We start from the raw sequence: 22,932 nt of genomic DNA, 5'->3' as shown, positions 1-22,932 counted from the left end.
AAACTGTTAACTTATTACTAAGAGAAGGGGGATTTTCATGGCGAGAAGAGATAAGCATAACTACTATTTAGATATAGCAGAAACTGTACTGGAAAGAGGTACATGTTTAAGAAGAAATTATGGTTCCATAATTGTAAAAAATGATGAAATAATTTCTACTGGATATACAGGAGCACCAAGAGGAAGGAAAAACTGTTCAGATATAGGATATTGTCGTAGGCAACAATTAAATGTACCAAGGGGAACTCAATATGAGTTATGCCGATCAGTTCATTCAGAAGCTAATGCTATAATTAGTGCTTCTAGAAAAGATATGATTGGTGCTACGTTATACCTTGTAGGAAAAGATGAAATAACTAAAGATTTTGTTGAAAATGCTAATTCGTGTACTATGTGTAAGAGAATGGTGATAAATTCGGGACTAGAGTCAGTTATAATTAGAGATACAAAAAATGATTATAGAGTAATAAAAGTTCAAGAGTGGATAGATGAAGATGATTCGTTATCTCAAAATATAGGATATTAATTCATAATAGTAAATTACTATTATGAATTTTTTTTATATAATAGATAACGCTAACAACGTATAAACATTTATATTATAAAAATAAAAATTTATAAACAAACGTTTACATAAAAAGTTGTAGATTTTTACTGCTAGTTTTTTTTGAATTATGGAGTATATTAAATCATTACGTAGTAAAACATAGATAAGATGGTATAAATTTAAAAAAAACAATTAATTTATATAAATATTAGAAAATTTGATTAATTATCAAAATTTGTTTATTTTAAATCTTATAACAATTAATATATAATTAATAATGTTGTTAAATGCTATAGGGATGGCAAGTTTAACGTAAACAATAATATGTTTTTATCTTGTGGAGGATATATGCAAAGGAATAGTGATGTTAACAACTTATTCAGAAATTTAGCTAAATATGATTTTATAATCGGATTATTTATGGTTTTTATTATGTATTTTGCACATCCTAAGTATATAGTTCCTTTAATTACAGGATTATTTGTGGCAAGTATTAATTTTGGATTAAATATTTGGATAACCAACTATGCAATGAAATCTAATAATATTAATAATGTACCTACTATTATGATTAGTTATTATTTAAGGGTGATAATAATAGTAGTGATAGCTATTTTATTCTATTTTATCGATAATTATTATTTGTTACTATTTTGTGTTGGATTTAGTTTGCATTTTGTATCACTGATTATAAATGTTCTATTTAACAAGAATTAGATTGAAGAGGTGGTTTTGTGGAGGGAGTATCATCAGGTTTTAATTTAAATTTATTTGGTTATAATATAGGAATTGCAGAAGGAATTCTTGTTCAGTGGGGTATAATAATTCTTTTTTTTATATTTAGTAAGGTAGTAGTGAAGAGATTAAAAGAAATTCCAGATAATAAACAGAGTTTCATTGAAATGATTGTGGATTACATAAATAATTTAGTAGTTGATAATATGGGAAATAAGAGGAAAGGATTTGCTCCATTTATAGGTGCTTTAGTTATTTTTTTATTGTTGATGAATATTTCTGGATTAGTTGGTATTGCACCACCAACTAAAGATTTAAGCATTACTTTAGGTATGGGTTCAATAATTTTCATAATTATACAAGCTTATACAATAAAGTCAAATGGAGTTAAAGAATATTTTGTTGGGTATACTAAGCCTATTTTTGTATTATTACCAATAAATATTATGGAGAGAATCATGTTACCTATCTCTTTAAGCCTCAGGCTTTTTGGAAACATTGCTGCTGCTACTATTATCGTTGAAATGGTATATGAAGCGCTTGGACATATAGGTTGGGTTGCTCAGCTAGGTATACCAATCCCTTTACATTTTTACTTTGATATATTTGATGGAGCAATACAGATGCTTATTTTTGTAATGTTATCTATGATTAACATTAAAATTATTGCGGAACACTAAAGTTATTAACAATTCACAATTTACAATTTACAATGCACAATTAAGAATGATTTTCTTAAACTGTGAATTGAAAAGTGTGCATTGTGTATTAAATAAAAGGAGGTATATGTAATGAGTATAGCAGTAGGTTTATTAGCAATTGGTGCAGGGATGGCCGCACTTTCTTGTATTGGTGGAGGAATCGGTACGGGAAATGCAACATCTAAAGCGGTTGAAAGCATAGCAAGACAACCCGAAGCGGCAAATGATATTATAAAGGCACTGGTAATAGGGGGAGCATTATCAGAAGCAACAGCTATTTATGGTTTCTTAATAGGTATTCTACTAGTGCTTAAAATTGCAGTGTAGTTTTATAAATATGATACAGAAATCTGAAAGGAGGCTTTGCTATGGAAATGAATCCTAACCCTCAAACAATTATAATGGCTATGATTAATTTTGTTATTTTCTTTTTTATTTATAAGCATTTTTTTCATGATAAGGTTAATAAAATTCTAACTGAGAGAAATAACAAGATCAAAGCTGATATAGATGAAGCAAAAGCCAACAGAGATGAATCTGATAAGTTATTGATAGAGAATAGAAAGCTTTTGATTCGCTCTAAAAATGAAAGTAAGCAATTGGTAGACGAATATAAAAGTAAAGCAGAAAAAATTTATGAAGAGATTGTTGATGAAGCGCATTTAGAGGCTAAAAGAACTATAGAAAGAACAAATTTAGAAATAAAACGAGAGAAACAAAAAGCTGAAGAAGAAATAAAAGAAAAGGCAATAGACTTAGCTATAACATTGTCAGCTAAAGCTTTAGAAAGAACAATTAATGAAGAAGAGCATAGAAGAATTATTAATGAATTCATTTCCAAGGTAGGTATCTAATTATGTATGAATATCTTGATAGAAGGTACGCTCTCGCTTTATATGAGGTTGCTGAAAAAGAAGATAAAGTTGAAGAATATCTTGAAGATTTAAAAGCCATTATAAAACTTACTAAGGATAATACAGAGGTCTTAGAAATTATTAAACATCCGCAGATTCCAACACCTAAGAAAATACAAATTTTTAGGAATATATTTGAAGGTCGAATAGATGATAAGCTTTTGAATTTTATAATTGTGCTTTTGAAAAAAGATAGACTATTATTCATTGAAGAAAAGTATAGAGAAATGGTCAAAATATACTTGGAAAAGCATAATACTATTGTTGCTTACGTTAAGACTGTTGTTAGACTCGACAGTAATCAAAGAAAAATGCTTATTGAAAAACTTGAGAAGAAATATAATAAAATGGTTATTTTAAGAGAAGAAATCGATAAAACTTTAATAGCTGGAGTATTATTGAGAGTTGGAGATGATGTTATAGATAATACAATCAAATTGAAGTTTCAGGATATTAGAGAAAAAATAGTTGACCTTTATTAGAGGAGAAAAGAGGTGTTCTCATGAATATTAATCCAGAAGAAATTACCTCAATTATAAAACGTGAAATTGAGGGATACAAAAATAAAATGGGAACAGTAGACTCAGGAACCATTATTCAAATAGGGGATGGAGTAGCAAGAGTTTATGGACTAGAAGATTGTATGGAAGGGGAGCTGTTAATATTCCCTAATGGGGTCTATGGGCTTGCACTAAACCTTGAACATGATAATGTAGCATGTGTTCTACTAGGTTCTGAAAAAGGTATTAGAGAAGGCGATGTTGTAAAAAGTACTGGTAAGATAATAGAGGTTCCTGTTGGAGAAGAATTAATTGGTAGAGTAGTTAATTCGCTAGGAAAAGAAATTGATGGGAAAGGTCCTATAAAGACAAAAAAAACAAGTCCTGTTGAAATGCATGCCCCTGGGGTAATTGAAAGAAAATCTGTGGATGAGCCGCTGCAAACTGGTATTAAGGCTATAGATTCTATGATTCCAATAGGAAAAGGACAGAGGGAATTAATTATAGGAGATAGACAAACAGGGAAAACCGCTATAGCTATAGATACTATTTTAAATCAAAAGGGTAAAGATGTTATTTGTGTATATGTTGCAATTGGGCAAAAACAGTCAACTGTGGCTCAGATGGTAAATATGTTTAGAGAAAAAGGAGCAATGGATTATACAATTGTAGTATGTTCGACAGCTTCGGATTCGGCACCACTGCAATATATAGCTCCTTTTGCTGGTTGTAGCATGGCAGAGTATTTTATGTGGAAAGGTAAAGATGTTCTAATAGTTTATGATGATTTATCAAAGCATGCTGTTTCTTATAGAACTATGTCATTGTTATTAAGGAGACCACCAGGAAGAGAAGCATATCCTGGGGATGTATTTTATTTACACTCTAGATTGCTAGAAAGAGCAGCAAAACTTTCAGATGATTTAGGTGGAGGGTCTATTACTGCGTTACCAATAATAGAAACTCTTGCGGGAGATGTAACTGCATATATTCCAACTAATGTTATTTCTATAACTGACGGTCAGATTTTTCTGGAAACTGAATTGTTCAATGCAGGTCAAAGACCAGCTGTTAATGCAGGTATTTCTGTATCACGTGTTGGAGGTAAAGCGCAAACTAAAGCAATGAAACAGGTAGCTGGTACATTAAGACTTGAATTGGCACAATACAGAGAATTAGCCGCTTTTGCTCAATTAGGATCCGATCTTGATAGAGAAGCAAAAGCAAGATTAGAAAAAGGAAAAAGGTTAGTTGAAATCTTGAAACAAGATGGGTCTAAACCAATTTCAGTTGAAAAACAGATAATGATTTTATATGCAGGTGTAAATGATTATCTAAAAGATATAAAGGTTTTTGATATTGAACAATTTGAGAAAGACTTTTTAGAATTCGTGGATACACATCATAGGGAAATTCTAAGACAAATAAAATTAGAGAAAGTATTGACAGAGGAAATAAAGGGTAAGTTAGATAATGTTATAAGTGAATTTAAGAAAATTTTCTTGGCTACAGAATAATTTTTAGTGGAGGGTTATTATGCCGGAAACAAGCTTAGTTGCATTGAAAAGAAGAATAAAATCTATAAGAAATACTCAGAAAATTACTAAAGCAATGGGGTTAGTGGCTACTTCCAAGCTAAGAAAAGTATCGGAAAAATTGCTTATTAATAATCAATTTTATAGAAGCTTTAGCCATACAATTGATCAGATAATAACATATAGTGGAGAGTTAGACAGTAAGTATTTTAGACGTTCGGATTGTAAGAAAACTTTGTATATTACTTTTAATTCAGATTTAGGACTCTGCGGCTCATTTAATTTAAATATTTTCGACAAATTAATGGAAAGTATAGGAGAAGAAAAAGAAAATAGTTTAATAATGACTATAGGCCAAAAGGGTAGAAATTTATTAAAAAAAATGAAACTTGAAAGTGTTGCTGAGTTTGTAGATATTTCAGATGTTCCTAATGAAGAGGACGCAAATATGATTGCTTCAAAGGTTTTTGAGATGTTTGATAAGGGTGAAGTGGGAGAAGTATTTTGTATTTATACAAAATACTTCACTCCTGCAAAGCAAGAAGTTATTTTCAAAAAATTGCTTCCAATTGAAAAAGAAAAAGAACCAAAGGATAAAATAAAAACAACATTTGAATTTGAACCATCAAAGCAAGAGTTACTTATGGATACTTCTCAATTTTATATAAAGCATTGTATTTATAATTTCTTTTTAAATAGCAGAGCTAGCGAACAGGGAGCTAGAATGGTTGCTATGGAAGCGGCTAATAAAAATGGAAATGATATGATAGATAAATTACAATTAAAATATAATAGAATTAGACAAAGTGTTATTACCGAGGAGATATCTGAAATTGTCGGTGGTGCAGAAGCACAGAAATAGGAGGTGTCATCTTGTCTGAAAACATTGGTAAGGTTGTGCAAGTTATTGGGCCGGTTATCGATATTAGATTTGATTCAGATAATCTTCCTGATATTCTAAATGAAATTAAGATAGATATGGAAGATAGAATTTTGGTTACTGAAGTAGAACAACATATTGGTGATGATGTTGTTAGAACAATAGCAATGGAAGCTACAGAAGGACTTAGACGAGGTATGAAGGCTGTAGATACGGGAAAACCAATATCTGTTCCTGTTGGAGATGAAACTTTGGGAAGGTTATTTAATGTTTTAGGAAAGACAATAGATAAAGATACGGAATTTAAAGCTAATGAGTTTTATCCAATACATAGACCAGCACCATCATTTACAGAACAAGCTGTTGAGCCTGCAATGTTTGAAACAGGCATAAAAGTTATAGATTTAATTGCACCTTATAGAAAAGGTGGAAAAATAGGTCTTTTTGGTGGAGCAGGTGTTGGGAAGACAGTATTAATTCAAGAATTAATTAATAATATCGCAAAAGAACAAGGTGGATTATCCGTTTTTACTGGGGTAGGTGAAAGAACTAGAGAAGGAAATGATCTTTATTATGAGATGAAAGAATCTGGTGTCATTAAGAATACTGCATTAGTATTCGGTCAAATGAATGAACCGCCTGGAGCAAGAATGAGAGTAGCATTAACAGGTCTTACTATGGCTGAATATTTTAGAGATAAAGGGCAGGATGTACTTTTGTTTATAGATAATATTTTTAGATTTACACAAGCGGGTTCTGAAGTATCTGCTTTATTAGGTAGAATTCCTTCTGCTGTTGGATATCAACCAACATTAGCAACGGAAATGGGTGCTTTGCAAGAACGTATAACTTCTACAACTAATGGATCAATAACTTCAGTTCAAGCTGTTTACGTTCCAGCAGATGATTTGACAGATCCTGCTCCAGCAACCACATTTTCACATTTGGATGCTACTACTGTTTTATCTAGAAGTATAGCAGAGTTAGGACTTTATCCTGCTGTAGATCCTTTAGAATCAACTTCAACAATTTTAGATCAGAATATAGTTGGTGAGGAACATTATTCAGTGGCTATTAAAGTAAAGCATATTCTTGAAAGATATAAGGAGTTACAAGATATAATTGCCATTCTTGGTGTAGATGAACTTTCAGAAGAAGATAAATTACTAGTTTCAAGAGCTAGAAAAGTGCAAAGGTTTTTATCTCAACCATTTAAAGTAGGAGAACAATTTACTGGAATGAAAGGAAAATTTGTTTCTGTTAAAGATACTGTACGTGGATTTAAAGAGATTTTAGAAGGTAAACATGATAGTGTTCCTGAATCAGCCTTTCTTTTTGCGGGAACAATAGAAGATGTTTTGGGAAAAGTAAAAGAGGCATAGTATCGATAGCAAAACTACATATTTAAAGGTGATGCAGATGGAAAAAATATTTGAACTTAAAATATTAACCCCTTTTAGGGAATTTTATTTTGGAAAAGCTAGTAAACTGAATACTCAGACACAAGTAGGTAAAATAGGTATATTATACCGTAGATTGCCATTAATTGCTGAATTAAGACCTGCCATAACTGAGTTTATAAAAGAAAATGGTGAAAAAGTAAGGTTCTTTTCGTCAGAAGGAATATTGAAAGTGGTTAATGACAAGGTATATATGTATTGTGATACTTGTCAGTATGCTGAAGAAATCGACATAAGTAGAGCTAAACAATCTAAGTTAGATGCAGAGGAAAGATTAAAAAAAGCTACAGAATATGATAATATTAAGCTTTTGAATTTAATAATACAAAGAGCGGAAAAGAGAATAGAATTAATGGAAAAAAAGCATGAATAACTTTTAGGTTATTTATGCTTTTTTTACTAATCACATATTAACAACTTAATCAATATATTAATAATATACTTAGGTAAAGAAATGAGGGTATATTTTATTTATTTTTTGTCCATAATCAAGATAGATAGGGGATGGATAAAAATGGATAAAAAAAAGGTTGTTTTTGTTTGCCTGTTTATAGTAATTGTTTTAACTAATTATAAAGTATCTTTTGCTGAACGCAAGGTTCATTTGTTTGATAGTATATTAGCTGAAACTAATACAAAGGTAATCGAGTATGGAATTGATGAGAAATTTCAAACTACTAATGGGAATATTTCTATAGATAATTTAATAAATTTATTTGATGATAAATTATTTAATTATAGCACTAAGATAATTGACACAGAAGATGTTTATCGAATGGAGTTCAATTCAAAAAATGGAACAGGATTTATAAGTGTTGTTCCATATGAAAGTAAATACTTGTATCATATCTCTATATTAATCTATGACGATAATATTAAAATAGATGATATTGAGAATGATTTAAAAGGATTTACTAGGAATTATAATATTGAGAATGCTATTTATTATATTTATGCAAAAGCTAAGTTGGATAAAGATATTGATATAGAAGAATACAACAATAAAATTATCGACTTATTAAAAAATTATGGAAGTACTAATGTGAAAACTGTTTCTATAAATAATGGATTTAGTACAATTGCAAATACTCATCAATTCAATGGGAAAAAAAGTAATGGTAAATTTATTGATTTTAATTTTGCAACTTGCAATTATGAATCAGGTAATTATTTAATTATGGGTACTCCAGAGATAATTAAAACTTATTAAAGCAATTTATGAATGGAGGAAAAATATGGATAAGTTCATTTTGAAAGGTGGCCGTAAACTGAGTGGAGAAGTAGAAATTAGTTCCGCTAAAAATGCTGTGCTTCCAATTATAGCAGCTTGTATTTTGTGTGGTACAAAATGTATGATAGAAAATGCTCCAATGCTAAAAGATGTGTTTGTAATTAATGAAGTTCTTAGAACTATAAATACTGGAATTCAAATTGATAATAATAATATGATAATTGATACTTCAAATATAAAAAATACTGAACCAGATGGAGATTTAGTTAGACAAATGAGAGCCTCGTTTTTAATAATGGGACCTATGATAGCTCGATATGGCAGGGTTAAAATTTCTTTACCAGGTGGTTGTAATATTGGAACAAGACCAATTGATTTACACTTAAAAGGATTTAATGCTTTAGGTGCTGAAATACGTGTAGGGCATGGATACGTGGAAGCTTATGCTAATAAATTAATTGGGAATAAAATATATTTAGATTTTCCGTCAGTAGGTGCCACAGAAAATATAATGATGGCAGCGGTTTTAGCAGACGGAGAGACAATTCTAGAAAATGCAGCAGGAGAACCTGAAATTCAAGATTTAGCTAGATTTTTAAATAAAATGGGTGCACATATTATTGGTGCAGGAACTGATACAATAAGAATAATAGGTGTTAAGGATTTAAAAGGGATTCAACATAAACCTATCCCAGATAGGATTGAAGCTGGCACTTTTATGACAGCAGCAGCAATTACGAGAAGTAAAATAAAAATTAAAGGTATTATTGATTCTCATTTGAAACCTATTACTGCAAAATTATCAGAAATAGGATGTTATATAAAAAAAGATAAAGATATTTTAATTATAGATGGTAGAGGAGTATCTAAAGCAGTTGATATTAAAACTCTTCCTTACCCAGGTTTTCCAACTGATATGCAAGCTCAAATGATGGCGCTTATGAGCACGGTAAAAGGGACTAGTCTTATAACTGAGACAATATTTGAAAATAGGTTTATGCATGTTTCGGAATTGAAAAGAATGGGAGCTAATATTAAAATAGATGGAAGATGTGCTGTTATTGAAGGGGTGAATAATTTGACTGGGTGCAGAGTTAATGCTACAGATTTAAGAGCAGGTGCTTCATTGATATTAGCGGGATTGTCAGCAGAGGGTATAACAGAAATTCGAGATATTTACCATATTGATAGAGGTTATTGTAATATTGAGAAGAAACTTAAAGACCTAGGAGCTGATATAGAAAGAGTATAATATTCAGTGTGCAGTTAACAGTTTAAGAAATTTTTGCAATGAAAAATAATGAAATTTAAAAAAGACGTGAATTTTCACGTCTTTTTTTGCATATATTATCTTTTTCAATAGTAAGTTTAATAATGAGATTAATTGAATAAAGTTTAGTTTAACTTAAGTACTTTTGCACAGAATGGTTAAACCACAAAAAGTAAGTTCAACTAAATTTCTTTTTGTGGTTTAACCATAGAATGGGAGTGATACATATGAAAAGAGTAGCATTAGGGACAATTTTATTTATTGTTTTAATATTTATAGTGTCAAGAGTTTTAGTTGGTTGCAACAATGATAGCACCTCAATAGATTTTAAGGAAGATCAAAATTTAATGAAAGAAATTATCTATCAAATCAATAAGAATTCTAATAATATTCAAGTATCTTTATTAAAAACGAAGCAGAATACAATTGATAGCATTGGTTTAGAAGATTATGTAGTAGGTGTTGTAGCGGCTGAAATGCCTGCAAGTTTCGAAGTAGAAGCACTTAAGGCACAAGCTGTTGCTGCAAGAACCTATGCTGTTGCTCATTTAGAAGAGTTTGGTGGAAAAAGTAGTTCAGGTGCAAAAGGTGCAAATTTAACGGATACTACTGATTGTCAAGTTTATGTATCAAAAGAAGAACGGTTTAAAAGCTGGCCTTCAAATAAGTGCGATGAGTATTGGGAGAAAATTGTTGAAGCTGTGAATAGTACATCGGGGCAAGTACTTACTTATGATGGAAAGTTAGTTTTAAGACCATATTATTTTTCTACAAGCAGTGGAAATACAGAAAATGCTATTGATGTATTTAATGTAAATGTATCATATTTGAGGAGCGTTAAAAGTATTGGAGAAGAAAATTCACCTAAATACAAAACAGAAAATACTATAAACACTATTGAATTTATAAATGTAATTAATTCTAATTTCTCAGATGCCAATATTAGTTTTAGTAATTTTGACAAAGACATTGTTATTGAAGAAAGAAGTGAAGCAGGTACTGTTAAAAAAATAAAATTAGGAAATATAACTACTACAGGGGCAAAAGTCAGGAAAGCTTTTTCTTTAGCTTCATCCAATTTTCAGTTAAAAATTGAAGATAACAATGTTAACATTACTTGCTTTGGATATGGACATGGAGTAGGAATGAGTCAATTTGGGGCCAATGCTAGAGCTAAAGAAGGGAAAAAATATATAGATATTCTAAAGTATTATTATACGGATACAGAGGTTGGGGTAATTCAGAATTAATTGTATATTAAAGAAACTGATTTGTGAATAAAGATAATTATGTAGAATATAAATACTTAAAAAACATATAGAACAAAAAAATGTCGAGAAATCGACATTTTTTTATTGGATTCAATACATATTGTCGGAATTAATAGAAAAATTAGGAAAACTTTTTTGAAAATTTATGTATTTTTTAAGGTATACAGGACAAACTACAAAACAGGAGGTGTATTTATGGAAAATAATAATAACAAAAAGAAAGGAAATATTTTCAAAAAAGAAGGGTTTTACATAATCCTGTTTGTATGCTTGTGCTTAGTTGCAACAATAGTAGCAGTAACAACAAATAAAAAACTCACTGCTGATAAAAAAGGAGCAGAATCAGAAATTGCTGAAATAATGGATGAAAAAAGAGATTTAATTGGAATGGATTCAAGTGATGATGAATTTTATGATAATGCTTTACAAGTTCAAGATGGAGAAAACAAAGGTATAGCTGAAAAAGAGGACGAAGACGAAAAAAAAGAAGAATCTATTAATACTGAAGATGCTGAAAATACTGCTTCTGCAGAAACTGCATCTGTATCTAATACGTCTAATAAAAAATTTGTAAACCCTGTTCCAGGAGAAATTGTAAGACAATATTCAACTGCACCAGTATTTTGGAATACTACTGAATCAAACAGACCAAATTTTGGTATGGATATTAAAGCTGAATTAGGTAAAGAAGTTGTTGCTTGTTTAGATGGTACTGTTCAAAAGGTATCTTTAGATACTATTGATGGAGTTACTGTTGTTATTTATCATCCACAATCTGGACTTAGAACTGTTTATGCTAATTTAGATAAAAAGGTAAGTGTAAAAGACGGAGATAAAGTTCAGCAAGGAGATAAAATAGGATCTATTGGTGCTACTACAGTTAGGGCAGCATATGAATCTTATGGAAATAAATTTCTTCACTTTGAAGTTTTAAAAGGTGAAAAAGAACTAGCTCAATATTCTAGTGTTGATCCATTAAAATATGTAAAATACTAAAAAACACTAGCCAATTCCCAAACTCTTGGGAATTGGCTAGATACTAGGAATTGAAATATAAAAAAATGCATACTTATTAATATAGATAGTTAAGGAGGAAGTACTTTGAAGGATTATATTGAGGAGAGGGTTTTAGAAGTAGCAAAGTATATAATAGAATCAAAAGCTACAATTAGGAAAACTGCAAAAGTTTTTGGTGTAAGTAAAAGCACTATACACAAAGATATGACTGAGCGCTTACCCAAAATTAACCCTCAAATAGCTGAAAAAGCTAAAAATGTTTTGGATTTAAATAAGGCAGAAAGACACATAAGAGGTGGAAAAGCGACAAAAATGAAATACAAAACAATTTAAGAGTAAATTTATTGTAAAAAAACTAGATTTTTTCGTTAGGTTATAGAAATTCATCTCGCAAATGTATATAATAATATATAGTGAGTATTTAATCAAACTAAAGAGCAGGAGTGAAATAGGGATGTTTTGGAGTGTTAATACAGATGTGGGTATTGATTTGGGAACAGCTACAGTATTGGTTTATATTAAAGGAAAAGGTGTCGTCCTAAAAGAACCTTCTGTTGTAGCAATTAACAAAGACACCAATGAGGTTTTAGCAGTTGGAGAAGAAGCTCGAAAAATGATCGGAAGAACACCTGGCAATATTGTAGCTATTCGTCCATTGAGAGATGGAGTAATCTCGGATTATGATATTACTGAGAAAATGCTCAAGTATTTTTTCCAAAAAGCTTTTAAACAGAAGAGAGTTAAAGCATCTAGAGTTGTAATTTGTGTGCCATGTGAAGCTACTGGTGTAGAACAAAGAGCTATAAAGGATGCAGCAGTTAATGCCGGAGCCAAAAGAGTAACCCTTATTGAAGAACCTAGGGCTGCTGCAATAGGTGCTGGATTAGATATTACAAAAGCTAGCGGAAAAATGGTAATTGATATTGGAGGGGGAACTACAGATATTGCTGTACTTTCTTTAGGTGGTATGGTTGTTAGGAGTTCTATAAAAGTAGCAGGTGATAAGTTTGACGATGCTATTATAAGATTTATAAGGAAAAAGCATAAATTAATGATAGGAGAAAGGACTGCTGAAGCTTTAAAAATTAATATAGGTGCAGCATACAAGCGAGAAGATGATCTTACAATGGATGTAAGGGGAAGAGATTTAATAACGGGATTACCGAAAAATATAACTGTTACTTCAGAAGAAATTAGAGAAGGGTTAAGTGAAGCAGTGCATGCAATAGCAGAATGTACACACTCTGTATTAGAAAAAACTCCGCCTGAGTTAGCTGCAGATATTGCAGATAATGGAATTTATATGACTGGTGGAGGAGCTCTATTAAATGGGCTAGACAAGCTTATTGAAAGTGTTACTAAAGTTCCTGTTTATGTTGCGGATGATGCCATATCTTGTGTGGCGCTAGGTACAGGAGAAGCTTTGAATTATATAGATAAATTAGACGATGATCTTAGTTTTATGGAATAACAAAAGATGCCTCAATCAAGAGGCATCTTTTGTTATTTTCTTATTTGTACTGCAAATTGTTTGCAGGTAAATGTGTAAACTATATTAATGTTAATAAAGTATTTTATTCTTTTCACTTTATGGTATAAAGATAGTAAGAATGTATAATTGCATTAGTAATTACTTTTGACATCTCTATAATCAAATTTAATCTTATGTTTCTATTAGTAAACAGCTCATTATTATCACTAGAATCTATAATGCCGATTATTGAACTGTTACCTACATTAGGAAGTGATTTTCCAACGCCTTTTCCGGGATGTATTGGATAATCTCTTGCTTGGATTTCCCCAATACTTTTTTCGTCACCTAAGCAAGCGTCTATTCCGATTATTTTAGAATTTGGATTGTTCTTTTTTATCAGCTTAAGATTTGAGTCAAGGTTCAATGCGTGGATTGGAGATGAAATTGTTCCGTAAACTTTTAATGGAAAGTTTTTATTAACTAACATAGACCCTACTACTGGACCTAAACAATCACCTATACATCTATCTGTACCTATACAGATTATAATTGAGTTAGAATCAATATAATCTTTTAGAAAATACGCAATTTTATAATAAGAAAGAGTTTCGTTATAGTGGACTTTTAATTTGTTCAAAAGAGACACCTCCCTTTTAATGTATATGAATAATTGTTAATGAATATTAAAGATTGGTATAAAATTTTTTGATATTGGTAAAATTATTAAATAGAGGTGATTTGTTGAATAAAGAAAGAGTATATACTATAAGTTTTATATTAAGTTCAATTTTAGCTATATCTGCAATGATGTATAGCCTAAGCAATAATAAGAATATAGTTCATGGCGATATTAAAAAATCAGTATCAGTGAGAGAAGAAATTCCTACAGAAAAACAGTCCTTGTTCAAGGAAAAAGAAATTGAAAGTTCGAATGATAAAGAAAATAATGGTGAAAATAATGAGATGATTGAAAATATTGATGAAGTTACAAAAACAAATGAAAATGAGCAAAATTTATCTAATAATAATGATATAGTTATTAATAATGTAAAAGAGAAAACAGTTGAGGATATACCTGTTTTCAAAATAGCTTCATCAGAAATATTATCAAACCTGTCTTTGATAGATAAAGAAAATCTATTGGTTATTGGAAGTAAATTAGCACCTTTAGATTATGCAAGAGTAAAGGAATATTTGTATATGAAAGATAGAGAAGAAGGCGTAAAAAAAACAATTTTATTATTAAAAGAACGTTTATCTAGTAAAGATTATAAAAAGGTAAAAAATATAATGGATGATTATATAAATATGGAATTAATGGAGAAAGAAGATGAAAAATAGACTATTTTTCATCTTCTTTCTCCATATGCCAAACATTTATTTGATCTGTGTTTTTAAGTGCATTTAGTAAATTATCGTCAAGTTTTGGGATAGAATTTCTTAGATTCTTAATTAAATTTTTCATATCTTCTCTTTTTGTCAGTCCATCTGCTGGGCAAGGATTATGGATAATTGAGAATGAGAATCTTTCAGATAAACTTTTTATTTCATCTTCGTTAATATAAACCATTGGACGAATTACTGTTAAATCGCATCTACTCAGATAAGTTTTAGGTAGAAAGCTATTTATTCTTCCTTCATAAAATAGAGAGAGTAATAGAGTTTCAATAGCATCGTTTTTATGATGACCTAAAGCAAGTTTGTTGCATCCGAGTTTTTTTGCATTGTCATTTAATGCACCACGTCTTAGATTTGCACATAATGAACATGGATTTTTTTCTTTTTTGATATTAAATACAATATTTTGAATGTTAGTTTGGAATAAATAATAAGGAACTTGTATATCTTTACATAAATCTATCATCGGTGCAAAATTCATTCCAGAGCCAGGGTCTAGTGTGATAGCAATTAGTTCAAATTTTTGTGGAGAAAATCTTTGGTAGGCCTTCAATAGCCTTAATAGTGATATGCTATCTTTACCACCAGATAAACCTACTGCAATCTTATCTCCATCTTCAATTAATTTATAATCACTTATTGCTCTTCTTAATTTGCTTAGTAATTTTTGCATATGAATCCTCCGTTTATTTATAGTTACAAGTGATAAGTGACAAGTTGTGGATACCTGTCCCAATCGAAAGCTTTTAATTAAATAAAAGATAAATGATTTCTTTTGCATAGCAAAAGTTCATTAACTCTTAACTAACTTGGTTCGTATTTTATTTCAATTGAGAACTAGAAAAGTATTATTAACATCTTTTAAAAACATCTCCTCGTTATAAGGGGATATGAACTATTATAGTATAGAAATTGTTTTTCATAAAGAATAATTTATTTGTTAAATTTTACGAGTGAGCAATTTATTTCTTTATATAGTGATAATATAAAAATTGTTATAAAAAAGGGAAATGATTATATAAGAAATAGCTAGTATATAGAAGGATTATAAAGAAAGGTTGATTTAATAGTCGATAATGGGCGTATACTGAGGTTGAAATATATCTAATAACTAGTTATACTATATTTCGTCGGCGAATTAAATACCGACACAACTTAATAAGCTGGCATGGCTCAACTGGTAGAGCAACTGACTTGTAATCAGTAGGTTCCGGGTTCAAGTCCTGGTGCCAGCACCAATTGTGGAGGAGTTCCCGAGTGGCCAAAGGGGGCAGACTGTAAATCTGTTGCGTTAGCTTCGATGGTTCGAATCCATCTTCCTCCACCATTTAATGAATGGGCGCATAGCTCAGCTGGGAGAGCACCTGCCTTACAAGCAGGGGGTCACAGGTTCGAGCCCTGTTGTGCCCACCATTCAAAAATACAATTGGGTTAAGTTTAAAAATAAATATTATTTGGAGGAGTTCCCGAGTGGCCAAAGGGGGCAGACTGTAAATCTGTTGCGTTAGCTTCGATGGTTCGAATCCATCTTCCTCCACCAAAAACATCAATTTAAATATTGATGTTTTTTACTTTTATTAAAAAATTATATTGACACTTATTTTTTACTGTGTTACTATAATTACGATTTGATAATAAAATAAAAAACTCTTAATACTTATCAAGAGAGGTGGAGGGAATGGCCCGGTGAAGCCCAGCAACCAGTACTAATTTGTACCAAGGTGCTAAATCCTGCAGGAAACTGCGAGATAAGTGACGATTCAGTTCACAACCTCTTCGATAATTATTGAAGAGGTTTAATTTTTGAGGGGAGCGATGGCTATGAGAAAATTATTTACATCTGAATCTGTTACAGAAGGACATCCAGATAAAATTTGTGACCAAATATCAGATGCTATATTAGATGCGATTATGGAGAAAGATCCGAATGGAAGAGTAGCGTGTGAAACGGCTGTTACAACTGGAATGGTAATGGTAATGGGTGAGATATCTACTAATTGCTATGTTGATATACCAAAAGTAGTGAGAAATACTATAAGAGAAATCGGATATACGAGAGCTAAATATGGATTTGATTGTGATACTTGTGCAGTAATGACTTCTATTGATGAACAATCAGCTGATATAGCAATGGGAGTTGATAATGCCTTAGAATTTAAAGAAGGTGAAAAAGCTAATGTGGAATCGGTAGGAGCTGGAGATCAAGGTATGATGTTTGGTTATGCTAGTAATGAAACTGAAGAATATATGCCTTTACCTATAAGTTTAGCACAAAAATTATCAAGAAGATTAACAGAAGTTAGAAAGAATGGGACTTTATCATATTTAAGACCAGATGGTAAGACGCAAGTGACGGTAGAATATGAAGATGATAAACCGGTTAGAATTGATACTGTTGTAATTTCAACACAACATGACTCAGAGGTTTCTCAAGAAAAAATCAGAGAAGATTTAATAGAGAATGTTGTAAAACAAATTATACCAACTGAATGGTTGGATTCAAAAACAAAATTTTTCATTAACCCAACAGGAAGATTTGTAATTGGAGGGCCTCAGGGTGATTCAGGGTTGACAGGTAGAAAAATTATTGTAGATACTTATGGTGGAATGGGTAGACACGGTGGTGGCGCATTCTCTGGTAAGGATTGTACTAAAGTTGATAGATCAGCAGCTTATGCAGCTAGATGGGTTGCTAAAAACTTAGTTGCTGCTGGAATTGCTGATAAATTAGAAATTGAACTAGCTTATGCAATAGGCGTAGCTCAGCCGGTTTCAGTAACAGTAGATACTTTTGGTACTTCAAAATTAAATGAAGAAGAAATTGTTAAGATTATAAATAAAGTATTTGATTTAAGACCAGGGGCTATTATTGAGGAATTGGAATTAAGAAGACCTATATACAAACAAACAGCTGCATATGGTCATTTTGGTAGAAATGATTTAGAGCTTCCATGGGAAGAACTTAACAAAGTAGAAGAAATAAAAAAATATCTATAAAATTTTAAGAAGAGGTATTTCACATTATTGTGATATACCTCTTTAATGTTTAAGCAGATTATTAAATGTCAAAACTAATATATGTAAAGTGGTTAAAGCATGATATCATAAAAGTTGAGAAAATAAATATTTGCATTATAATTATATTATATATACGTTTAGTTAAACAATTTTAAGTAAAATACTTATGAAGTGTAACCATAAAATAATTAGGAGAGAGTTTATGTCAGAAATTTTAGGTACAGTGACAGATATTATTTTTCATAATGATAAAAATGGATATGTGGTAGCCAAGATTAAAGAAGATGATAATACTTATACAATAACAGGGATTGTTCCATACATTAGAGAGAAAATCAACTTAAAACTTCAAGGTGAGTGGGTTATTCATCCTCAGTTTGGGCAGCAATTTAAAATTGACTCATGTGAGGAAATTGTTCCCAGTTCTTTGGAAGGTATAAAAAAATATTTATCTTCAGGAGTAATATCTGGAATTGGGCCAGTGACAGCAAAAAAAATAGTTGATTTTTTTGGAGAAAATACTCTGAAAATTTTAGATACAAGTATAGAAAGACTGACTGAAATTGAAGGTATCGGTGAGAAGAAAGCAAAAAAGATTGCAGAATCATATTCAAATAGTATAGAGATTAGAAACATAATGATTTTTTTTCAAACATATGGCTTAACGGCAAAAAATTGTGTAGAAATTCATAAAAAATTCGGTAAAGACTCAATAGGCGTAGTGAAAGATAATCCATATTTACTTGTTGAAGAGGTAAGAGGAATTGGATTTAAAATAGCTGATAAAATTGCAAGAAATATGGGAATAGAAATTGATTCTCCATTTAGGATTCAAAGCGGAATCGTATTTGTTATCAACCAATTTTGTTCCATGGGGAACACCTATATGCCTATGGATAATTTGATAAATGAATGTAATAAAATACTATTAGTTGATAAAAATAAAATATTAACAAATATAAGCGAGTGTGCTTTAAAACATAAAATAAGAATTGACGAAATCAATGGAGTAAAGTGTGTTTTCGCTTTATCTTATTATTACTATGAATTAGGTGTAACAGTAAATATACTAACTTTAGCAACTGATGAATATAAAAAGATTAAGATTAATATAGAAGAAGAAATTAAAGATTTTGAAGAACATAATAAAATTAAATTTGCAGATATCCAGAAGGAAGCGATTAAAGGTGCATTTGAAAATGGAATCGAAATAATTACAGGAGGTCCAGGTACAGGTAAGACGACTATAATAAAATGCATAATTGAAATATTCGAAAATGCCAGTATGGCTGTACTTATGGCTGCGCCTACAGGAAGAGCTGCTAAAAGGATGTCGGAAGCAACTGGACGTGAAGCAAAGACTATACATAGATTATTGGAGTTTGGTTTTAATGATGAAGACGATTATGCTTTTCAGAAAGGTGAAGAATCTCCCTTAGAATGCGATGTTTTAATTGTTGACGAGGCTTCTATGATAGATGTTATGTTAATGAATAGTTTGTTAAAGGCTATCCCAAAGGGGACTAGACTTATAATTGTTGGAGATGCAGATCAACTACCATCAGTTGGGCCTGGAAATGTTTTGGGGGATTTGATAGGAAGCAAATGTGTGAAGGTAGTAAAACTAAAAGATATTTTTAGGCAGTCTGGAGAAAGTATGATTGTTGTAAATGCGCATAAAATAAATAGTGGAGAGATGCCTGTACTTAATAAGAAAGATACAGATTTTTATTTTTTAAATGAAGATAACCCTCATTTGATAATGAATTTATTGATAGATTTAATATATAAAAGGTTACCTAAGTTTAATAAAGCATGGGATAGTATAAGAGATATGCAAGTTTTGTCTCCTATGAAAAAGGGGATATTAGGGATTTCTAATTTAAACCCAAAACTTCAAGAGATATTAAACCCTAAAAGTGAAGCTAAGGCAGAAAAGGAATTGAAAAATGGTGTTTTTAGAGTTAGAGATAAAGTAATGCAAGTGAAGAATAACTATACACTAAAATGGAAAACACTAGATGGAGAAGAAGGTACAGGAGTTTATAACGGAGATATTGGGTATATTGAGAATATTTACAAAAATAAAATAAGTGTACTATTTGATGATAATCGGAGAGTTGAATACGATGATCTATATTATGATGAACTAGAACTGGCTTATGCAATGACAATTCATAAAAGTCAAGGCAGTGAGTTTCCAGTAGTAATTGTACCGATGTTTATGGGACCACCATTATTAATGAATAAAAATTTATTATATACTGGGATAACAAGAGCAAAAAAATTAGTTGTTTTAGTAGGAAATAAGAAAGCATTACATTTTATGATAAGCAATACAAAAAGTTATGATAGATACTCTGGTTTGAAATGGAGAATTTTAAATATATTAGACGATGATATTATAAAATAATGATGGAGTGGGTGAATTTGAGTGAATTCTTTTTTGATTGATAATGAGAAGAAAAAAATTAGCAAAGAATTGATTAAATGGTGCTATGGAAAAGAAAAATTTCTAAATATAGTAACTACTCCATACAATTCTTCCAATATTCTATATGAAATTATTCTTAGTAATTTAGAAACTAGAAAAAAAGTACTATATGTTACTGATGAAAATGAAAATGATATTGAGATAATAGATTTAATTAAAAAGTATAGTAAGTTTAGAAATTATATGTATATTAGAGAAAATTATGAAGAGAATTCTTCTAGTTTGGTTATAACTAAAAGTACAAAATTTAAGTCAATTAATGGTAAATTTGACCTTATAATATACAACGGAATTAGCAGCGTGATTAAAGTTTCATACAATGAATTGATAAAAAATATGATAAGATTGATAAATATTAGAGGAAAGATAATTTCTTATAATTTTGAATGTATTTTTAATGGAAATAAGGAGATAATTTTACCTATAAGAGATAATGGGTGTCCTTTAGTAGAACCTACTCTTTTTAAAACCAAAATAGACTTGAATAAGGATATTCCTTATGTTGCTTACGAGTATATAAAATGGTCATTAGAAAGTAGTAGGAAAGTTGTTATATATGTTCCAGATATAGAAAAAGTCAAGAAAGTATATAATTATTTATTTAAATACTGTAAGAATTTAGCAAAAGATGTTTATTGTTTTTTTGATAATGGTTTAGATGATAAGGAAATAAAAAAATTTCTAAATAGAAAAAAAACTATAATAATTACTAACGATTATAAAAACAAAGACTTGGATATAAGTAATATTAATGTCATGGTATTCTTTGCTGATAATATTTTATTTAATTATAAAAAACTTGTTTATATATGTGGAAAAGTAGGAAGAAAAGAGAAAAGACATTCTGGAGAAGTGATTTTTATTGCAAAAGATGAAAATATAGAAATTGAAAAATCAAAAAATATAATAAGGAATTTTAATAAAGAAGCATGGGAAATGAAATTATTAAAAATGCAAAATATATATTAGATTGTATTCTTGATATAATATTTGCAGAAGAAAATAAATGCCCTTGTTGTGGGGAGTATCTGTACGAAAATATAGTATTATGTTGCAAATGTAGTGGTAAAATTGAATTATGCAGAGAACCTATGGACGTAAATAAAGAAGATATAAACTTTATTTGCCATAGTTATTCGTATTATTCTGGTGTGGTTAAAAATCTAATAATTAAATTAAAATATGAAAGTGATTTTAAAGCAGGTGCTGTTTTAGTGGAATTTTTATATGATTATGTAAAGAATAATGATTTAAATTTTGATTACATTACCTTTGTACCATCTTCTAGAACTTCATTAAAAAAAAGAGGGTATAATCAAAGTAAATATTTAGCTAAGAAATTAGGAGAAAAAATAAATATTGGTGTTATTGATGTGTTATATAAAGTAGTTGAAACAAAAGATCAAATAGGGTTAGATAAAGAAAGTAGATGGGATAACCTTAGAGGTTCTTTTAAAATAAGAAAACATAGTTATATTGAGGATTCATCAATATTATTGGTAGATGATGTTATTACTACGGGATCTACGAGTTATTTTTGCAGGGAAGAATTGTTAAAAGGTGGAGCAAAAGAAATTGTGATTTTGTCGGTGGCGAGGGGACGAATTTAACCCACCAATACTATTATAGCATATTTTTCAAAATGATTCTTCTCATAAAAGTGGGTAAAAAAGGGTGTTTTAATAAGGATTATTAAATAAGAACAGAATAAATTGCTTAATTATTTAATATATTCAAAAAATGAATTTGTTTTTAGGATAAATTAGTAATAAAATATATATATAACAAAAATCATCTAGATAAAAATTAATATCAATTTTACATAATAAGAGAGGGGCTGACTTTATGAAGATTACAGTTAGTGGCAAAAACATTCAAATTACTGAAGGACTAAGAAATGCGGTAGAAAATAAATTGTGGAAATTGGAGAAGTATTTTAAGCCAGAAGTAGAAGTGAGTGCTACTTTGAGTGTTCAAAAGAGTAGACATATTATAGAAGTCACAATACCTTTCAATGGAGTTATATTAAGAGGTGAAGAAGTAAATGAGGATATGTATGTAGCACTTGATGTTGTTACAGAAAAACTTATCAGACAAATAAGAAAACAAAAAACAAAACTTGAAAGAAGAAAATATACAGGAGATTCTTTGAGATATCAAGTCTTTAGTGGAATTAGTAAAGAGGAAGAGCAAGAAGGTAAAATAGTAAAAACTAAGAAGTTTGCTATGAAACCAATGTCAGATGAGGAAGCAATTCTTCAATTAGAAATGCTAGGTCATAACTTCTTTGTTTACAAAAATGCTGATACAGATGATGTTAATGTTTTATATAAAAGAAAAGATGGAAATTATGGTTTAATAGAACCTGAATTTTGAATAAAGGAGGATAATCCTCCTTTATTTATTTGTTTTAAAAAAATTAATAATTTTTTAATGGTATATAGATGTGTGTGGCTTTATAATTTATTGAAGGAGTTATACCCAAAT

The 22,932-nt window shown here is 30.0% G+C and carries 24 protein-coding genes, 4 tRNA genes and 1 riboswitch; of the genes, 26 read left to right on the top strand and 2 right to left on the bottom strand.

Features of this window, described 5'->3' with window-relative positions:
- Positions 1 to 37: 37 nt before the first annotated feature.
- From ACQ3F0_RS04620 to mreB, 16 genes are all read left to right on the top strand, one after another.
- Entirely contained in the window at positions 38 to 526 is a 489-nt protein-coding gene (locus ACQ3F0_RS04620) for a deoxycytidylate deaminase (protein ID WP_428863912.1), read from the top strand.
- Positions 527 to 895: 369 nt separating this feature from the next.
- Positions 896 to 1,264 carry an ATP synthase subunit I gene (locus ACQ3F0_RS04615; RefSeq protein ID WP_428863911.1) on the top strand — a complete coding sequence of 123 codons (369 nt, stop codon included), beginning with the start codon at positions 896 to 898 and terminating at the stop codon, positions 1,262 to 1,264.
- Positions 1,265 to 1,281: 17 nt separating this feature from the next.
- Positions 1,282 to 1,962: a F0F1 ATP synthase subunit A gene (locus ACQ3F0_RS04610; RefSeq protein ID WP_428863909.1), complete on the top strand. Its 681-nt coding sequence runs from the start codon at positions 1,282 to 1,284 to the stop codon at positions 1,960 to 1,962.
- A gap of 111 nt (positions 1,963 to 2,073) precedes the next feature.
- A complete protein-coding gene (gene atpE, locus ACQ3F0_RS04605) occupies positions 2,074 to 2,310 on the top strand; it encodes an ATP synthase F0 subunit C (RefSeq protein ID WP_428863907.1) in 237 nt (78 codons plus the stop codon).
- 41 nt (positions 2,311 to 2,351) lie between these two features.
- Complete coding sequence (locus tag ACQ3F0_RS04600; RefSeq protein WP_428863905.1) at positions 2,352 to 2,837, top strand: F0F1 ATP synthase subunit B; 486 nt, start codon at positions 2,352 to 2,354, stop codon at positions 2,835 to 2,837.
- Positions 2,838 to 2,839: 2 nt separating this feature from the next.
- Positions 2,840 to 3,379 carry a F0F1 ATP synthase subunit delta gene (locus tag ACQ3F0_RS04595; RefSeq protein WP_428863903.1) on the top strand — a complete coding sequence of 180 codons (540 nt, stop codon included), beginning with the start codon at positions 2,840 to 2,842 and terminating at the stop codon, positions 3,377 to 3,379.
- 20 nt (positions 3,380 to 3,399) lie between these two features.
- On the top strand, positions 3,400 to 4,914 hold the full coding sequence (gene atpA / locus ACQ3F0_RS04590; RefSeq protein ID WP_428863902.1) for a F0F1 ATP synthase subunit alpha: 1,515 nt from the start codon (positions 3,400 to 3,402) through the stop codon (positions 4,912 to 4,914).
- 19 nt (positions 4,915 to 4,933) lie between these two features.
- Complete coding sequence (gene atpG, locus ACQ3F0_RS04585; protein ID WP_428863900.1) at positions 4,934 to 5,794, top strand: ATP synthase F1 subunit gamma; 861 nt, start codon at positions 4,934 to 4,936, stop codon at positions 5,792 to 5,794.
- A gap of 11 nt (positions 5,795 to 5,805) precedes the next feature.
- Positions 5,806 to 7,194: a F0F1 ATP synthase subunit beta gene (gene atpD / locus ACQ3F0_RS04580; RefSeq protein ID WP_428863898.1), complete on the top strand. Its 1,389-nt coding sequence runs from the start codon at positions 5,806 to 5,808 to the stop codon at positions 7,192 to 7,194.
- 37 nt (positions 7,195 to 7,231) lie between these two features.
- On the top strand, positions 7,232 to 7,645 hold the full coding sequence (gene atpC, locus ACQ3F0_RS04575; protein ID WP_428863896.1) for an ATP synthase F1 subunit epsilon: 414 nt from the start codon (positions 7,232 to 7,234) through the stop codon (positions 7,643 to 7,645).
- 141 nt (positions 7,646 to 7,786) lie between these two features.
- Entirely contained in the window at positions 7,787 to 8,482 is a 696-nt protein-coding gene (locus ACQ3F0_RS04570; protein WP_428863894.1) for a YwmB family TATA-box binding protein, read from the top strand.
- A 25-nt stretch (positions 8,483 to 8,507) separates the two neighbouring features.
- Positions 8,508 to 9,755, top strand: coding sequence for a UDP-N-acetylglucosamine 1-carboxyvinyltransferase (gene murA, locus ACQ3F0_RS04565; protein ID WP_428863892.1), 1,248 nt, complete (start codon positions 8,508 to 8,510; stop codon positions 9,753 to 9,755).
- Between the two features lie 245 nt (positions 9,756 to 10,000).
- Positions 10,001 to 11,023, top strand: coding sequence for a stage II sporulation protein D (spoIID, locus tag ACQ3F0_RS04560; RefSeq protein WP_428863891.1), 1,023 nt, complete (start codon positions 10,001 to 10,003; stop codon positions 11,021 to 11,023).
- Between the two features lie 216 nt (positions 11,024 to 11,239).
- Positions 11,240 to 12,040, top strand: coding sequence for a peptidoglycan DD-metalloendopeptidase family protein (locus ACQ3F0_RS04555; protein ID WP_428863890.1), 801 nt, complete (start codon positions 11,240 to 11,242; stop codon positions 12,038 to 12,040).
- A 105-nt stretch (positions 12,041 to 12,145) separates the two neighbouring features.
- Positions 12,146 to 12,394, top strand: coding sequence for a sporulation transcriptional regulator SpoIIID (gene spoIIID, locus ACQ3F0_RS04550; RefSeq protein ID WP_428863889.1), 249 nt, complete (start codon positions 12,146 to 12,148; stop codon positions 12,392 to 12,394).
- A 121-nt stretch (positions 12,395 to 12,515) separates the two neighbouring features.
- Positions 12,516 to 13,532: a rod shape-determining protein gene (gene mreB / locus ACQ3F0_RS04545; RefSeq protein ID WP_428863888.1), complete on the top strand. Its 1,017-nt coding sequence runs from the start codon at positions 12,516 to 12,518 to the stop codon at positions 13,530 to 13,532.
- A 112-nt stretch (positions 13,533 to 13,644) separates the two neighbouring features.
- Here the strand turns inward: mreB and yyaC are convergent, their stop codons facing one another.
- Complete coding sequence (gene yyaC / locus ACQ3F0_RS04540) at positions 13,645 to 14,172, bottom strand: spore protease YyaC (RefSeq protein WP_428863887.1); 528 nt, start codon at positions 14,170 to 14,172, stop codon at positions 13,645 to 13,647.
- A 104-nt stretch (positions 14,173 to 14,276) separates the two neighbouring features.
- Between yyaC and ACQ3F0_RS04535 the strand changes: the two genes are divergently transcribed.
- A complete protein-coding gene (locus tag ACQ3F0_RS04535; RefSeq protein WP_428863886.1) occupies positions 14,277 to 14,876 on the top strand; it encodes a hypothetical protein in 600 nt (199 codons plus the stop codon).
- Position 14,877: 1 nt separating this feature from the next.
- Here the strand turns inward: ACQ3F0_RS04535 and ACQ3F0_RS04530 are convergent, their stop codons facing one another.
- Positions 14,878 to 15,606 carry a tRNA 2-thiocytidine biosynthesis TtcA family protein gene (locus ACQ3F0_RS04530; RefSeq protein ID WP_428863885.1) on the bottom strand — a complete coding sequence of 243 codons (729 nt, stop codon included), beginning with the start codon at positions 15,604 to 15,606 and terminating at the stop codon, positions 14,878 to 14,880.
- 489 nt (positions 15,607 to 16,095) lie between these two features.
- Between ACQ3F0_RS04530 and ACQ3F0_RS04525 the strand changes: the two genes are divergently transcribed.
- The 9 genes from ACQ3F0_RS04525 to hpf all read left to right on the top strand — a co-directional run bounded on the left by ACQ3F0_RS04525 (position 16,096) and on the right by hpf (position 22,821).
- Positions 16,096 to 16,171, top strand: a tRNA-Thr gene (locus tag ACQ3F0_RS04525).
- A gap of 5 nt (positions 16,172 to 16,176) precedes the next feature.
- Positions 16,177 to 16,260 (top strand) — tRNA-Tyr (locus ACQ3F0_RS04520).
- A gap of 10 nt (positions 16,261 to 16,270) precedes the next feature.
- A tRNA-Val gene (locus ACQ3F0_RS04515) sits at positions 16,271 to 16,346 on the top strand.
- A 43-nt stretch (positions 16,347 to 16,389) separates the two neighbouring features.
- Positions 16,390 to 16,473 (top strand) — tRNA-Tyr (locus ACQ3F0_RS04510).
- A 114-nt stretch (positions 16,474 to 16,587) separates the two neighbouring features.
- A riboswitch (SAM riboswitch) is annotated at positions 16,588 to 16,688 on the top strand.
- A 66-nt stretch (positions 16,689 to 16,754) separates the two neighbouring features.
- Positions 16,755 to 17,930 carry a methionine adenosyltransferase gene (metK, locus tag ACQ3F0_RS04505; protein WP_428863884.1) on the top strand — a complete coding sequence of 392 codons (1,176 nt, stop codon included), beginning with the start codon at positions 16,755 to 16,757 and terminating at the stop codon, positions 17,928 to 17,930.
- A gap of 223 nt (positions 17,931 to 18,153) precedes the next feature.
- Complete coding sequence (recD2, locus tag ACQ3F0_RS04500) at positions 18,154 to 20,364, top strand: SF1B family DNA helicase RecD2 (protein WP_428863883.1); 2,211 nt, start codon at positions 18,154 to 18,156, stop codon at positions 20,362 to 20,364.
- Between the two features lie 21 nt (positions 20,365 to 20,385).
- The gene (locus ACQ3F0_RS04495; RefSeq protein ID WP_428863882.1) at positions 20,386 to 21,414 is read left to right on the top strand and encodes a hypothetical protein; all 1,029 of its coding nucleotides are present in this window, start codon (positions 20,386 to 20,388) and stop codon (positions 21,412 to 21,414) included.
- Positions 21,375 to 22,055: a ComF family protein gene (locus ACQ3F0_RS04490; RefSeq protein WP_428863880.1), complete on the top strand. Its 681-nt coding sequence runs from the start codon at positions 21,375 to 21,377 to the stop codon at positions 22,053 to 22,055. Before ACQ3F0_RS04495 ends, ACQ3F0_RS04490 begins: the two co-directional genes overlap by 40 nt.
- A 235-nt stretch (positions 22,056 to 22,290) precedes the next feature.
- Positions 22,291 to 22,821 carry a ribosome hibernation-promoting factor, HPF/YfiA family gene (hpf, locus tag ACQ3F0_RS04485; protein WP_428863879.1) on the top strand — a complete coding sequence of 177 codons (531 nt, stop codon included), beginning with the start codon at positions 22,291 to 22,293 and terminating at the stop codon, positions 22,819 to 22,821.
- Positions 22,822 to 22,932 lie beyond the last annotated feature (111 nt).

This window comes from Clostridium sediminicola, from assembly GCF_050402865.1.
GTDB classification, from domain to species: domain Bacteria; phylum Bacillota; class Clostridia; order Clostridiales; family Clostridiaceae; genus Clostridium_AF; species Clostridium_AF sediminicola.
Note: the sequence above shows the minus strand (reverse complement) of the source record. Positions and strands in the feature narration are given on the sequence as shown.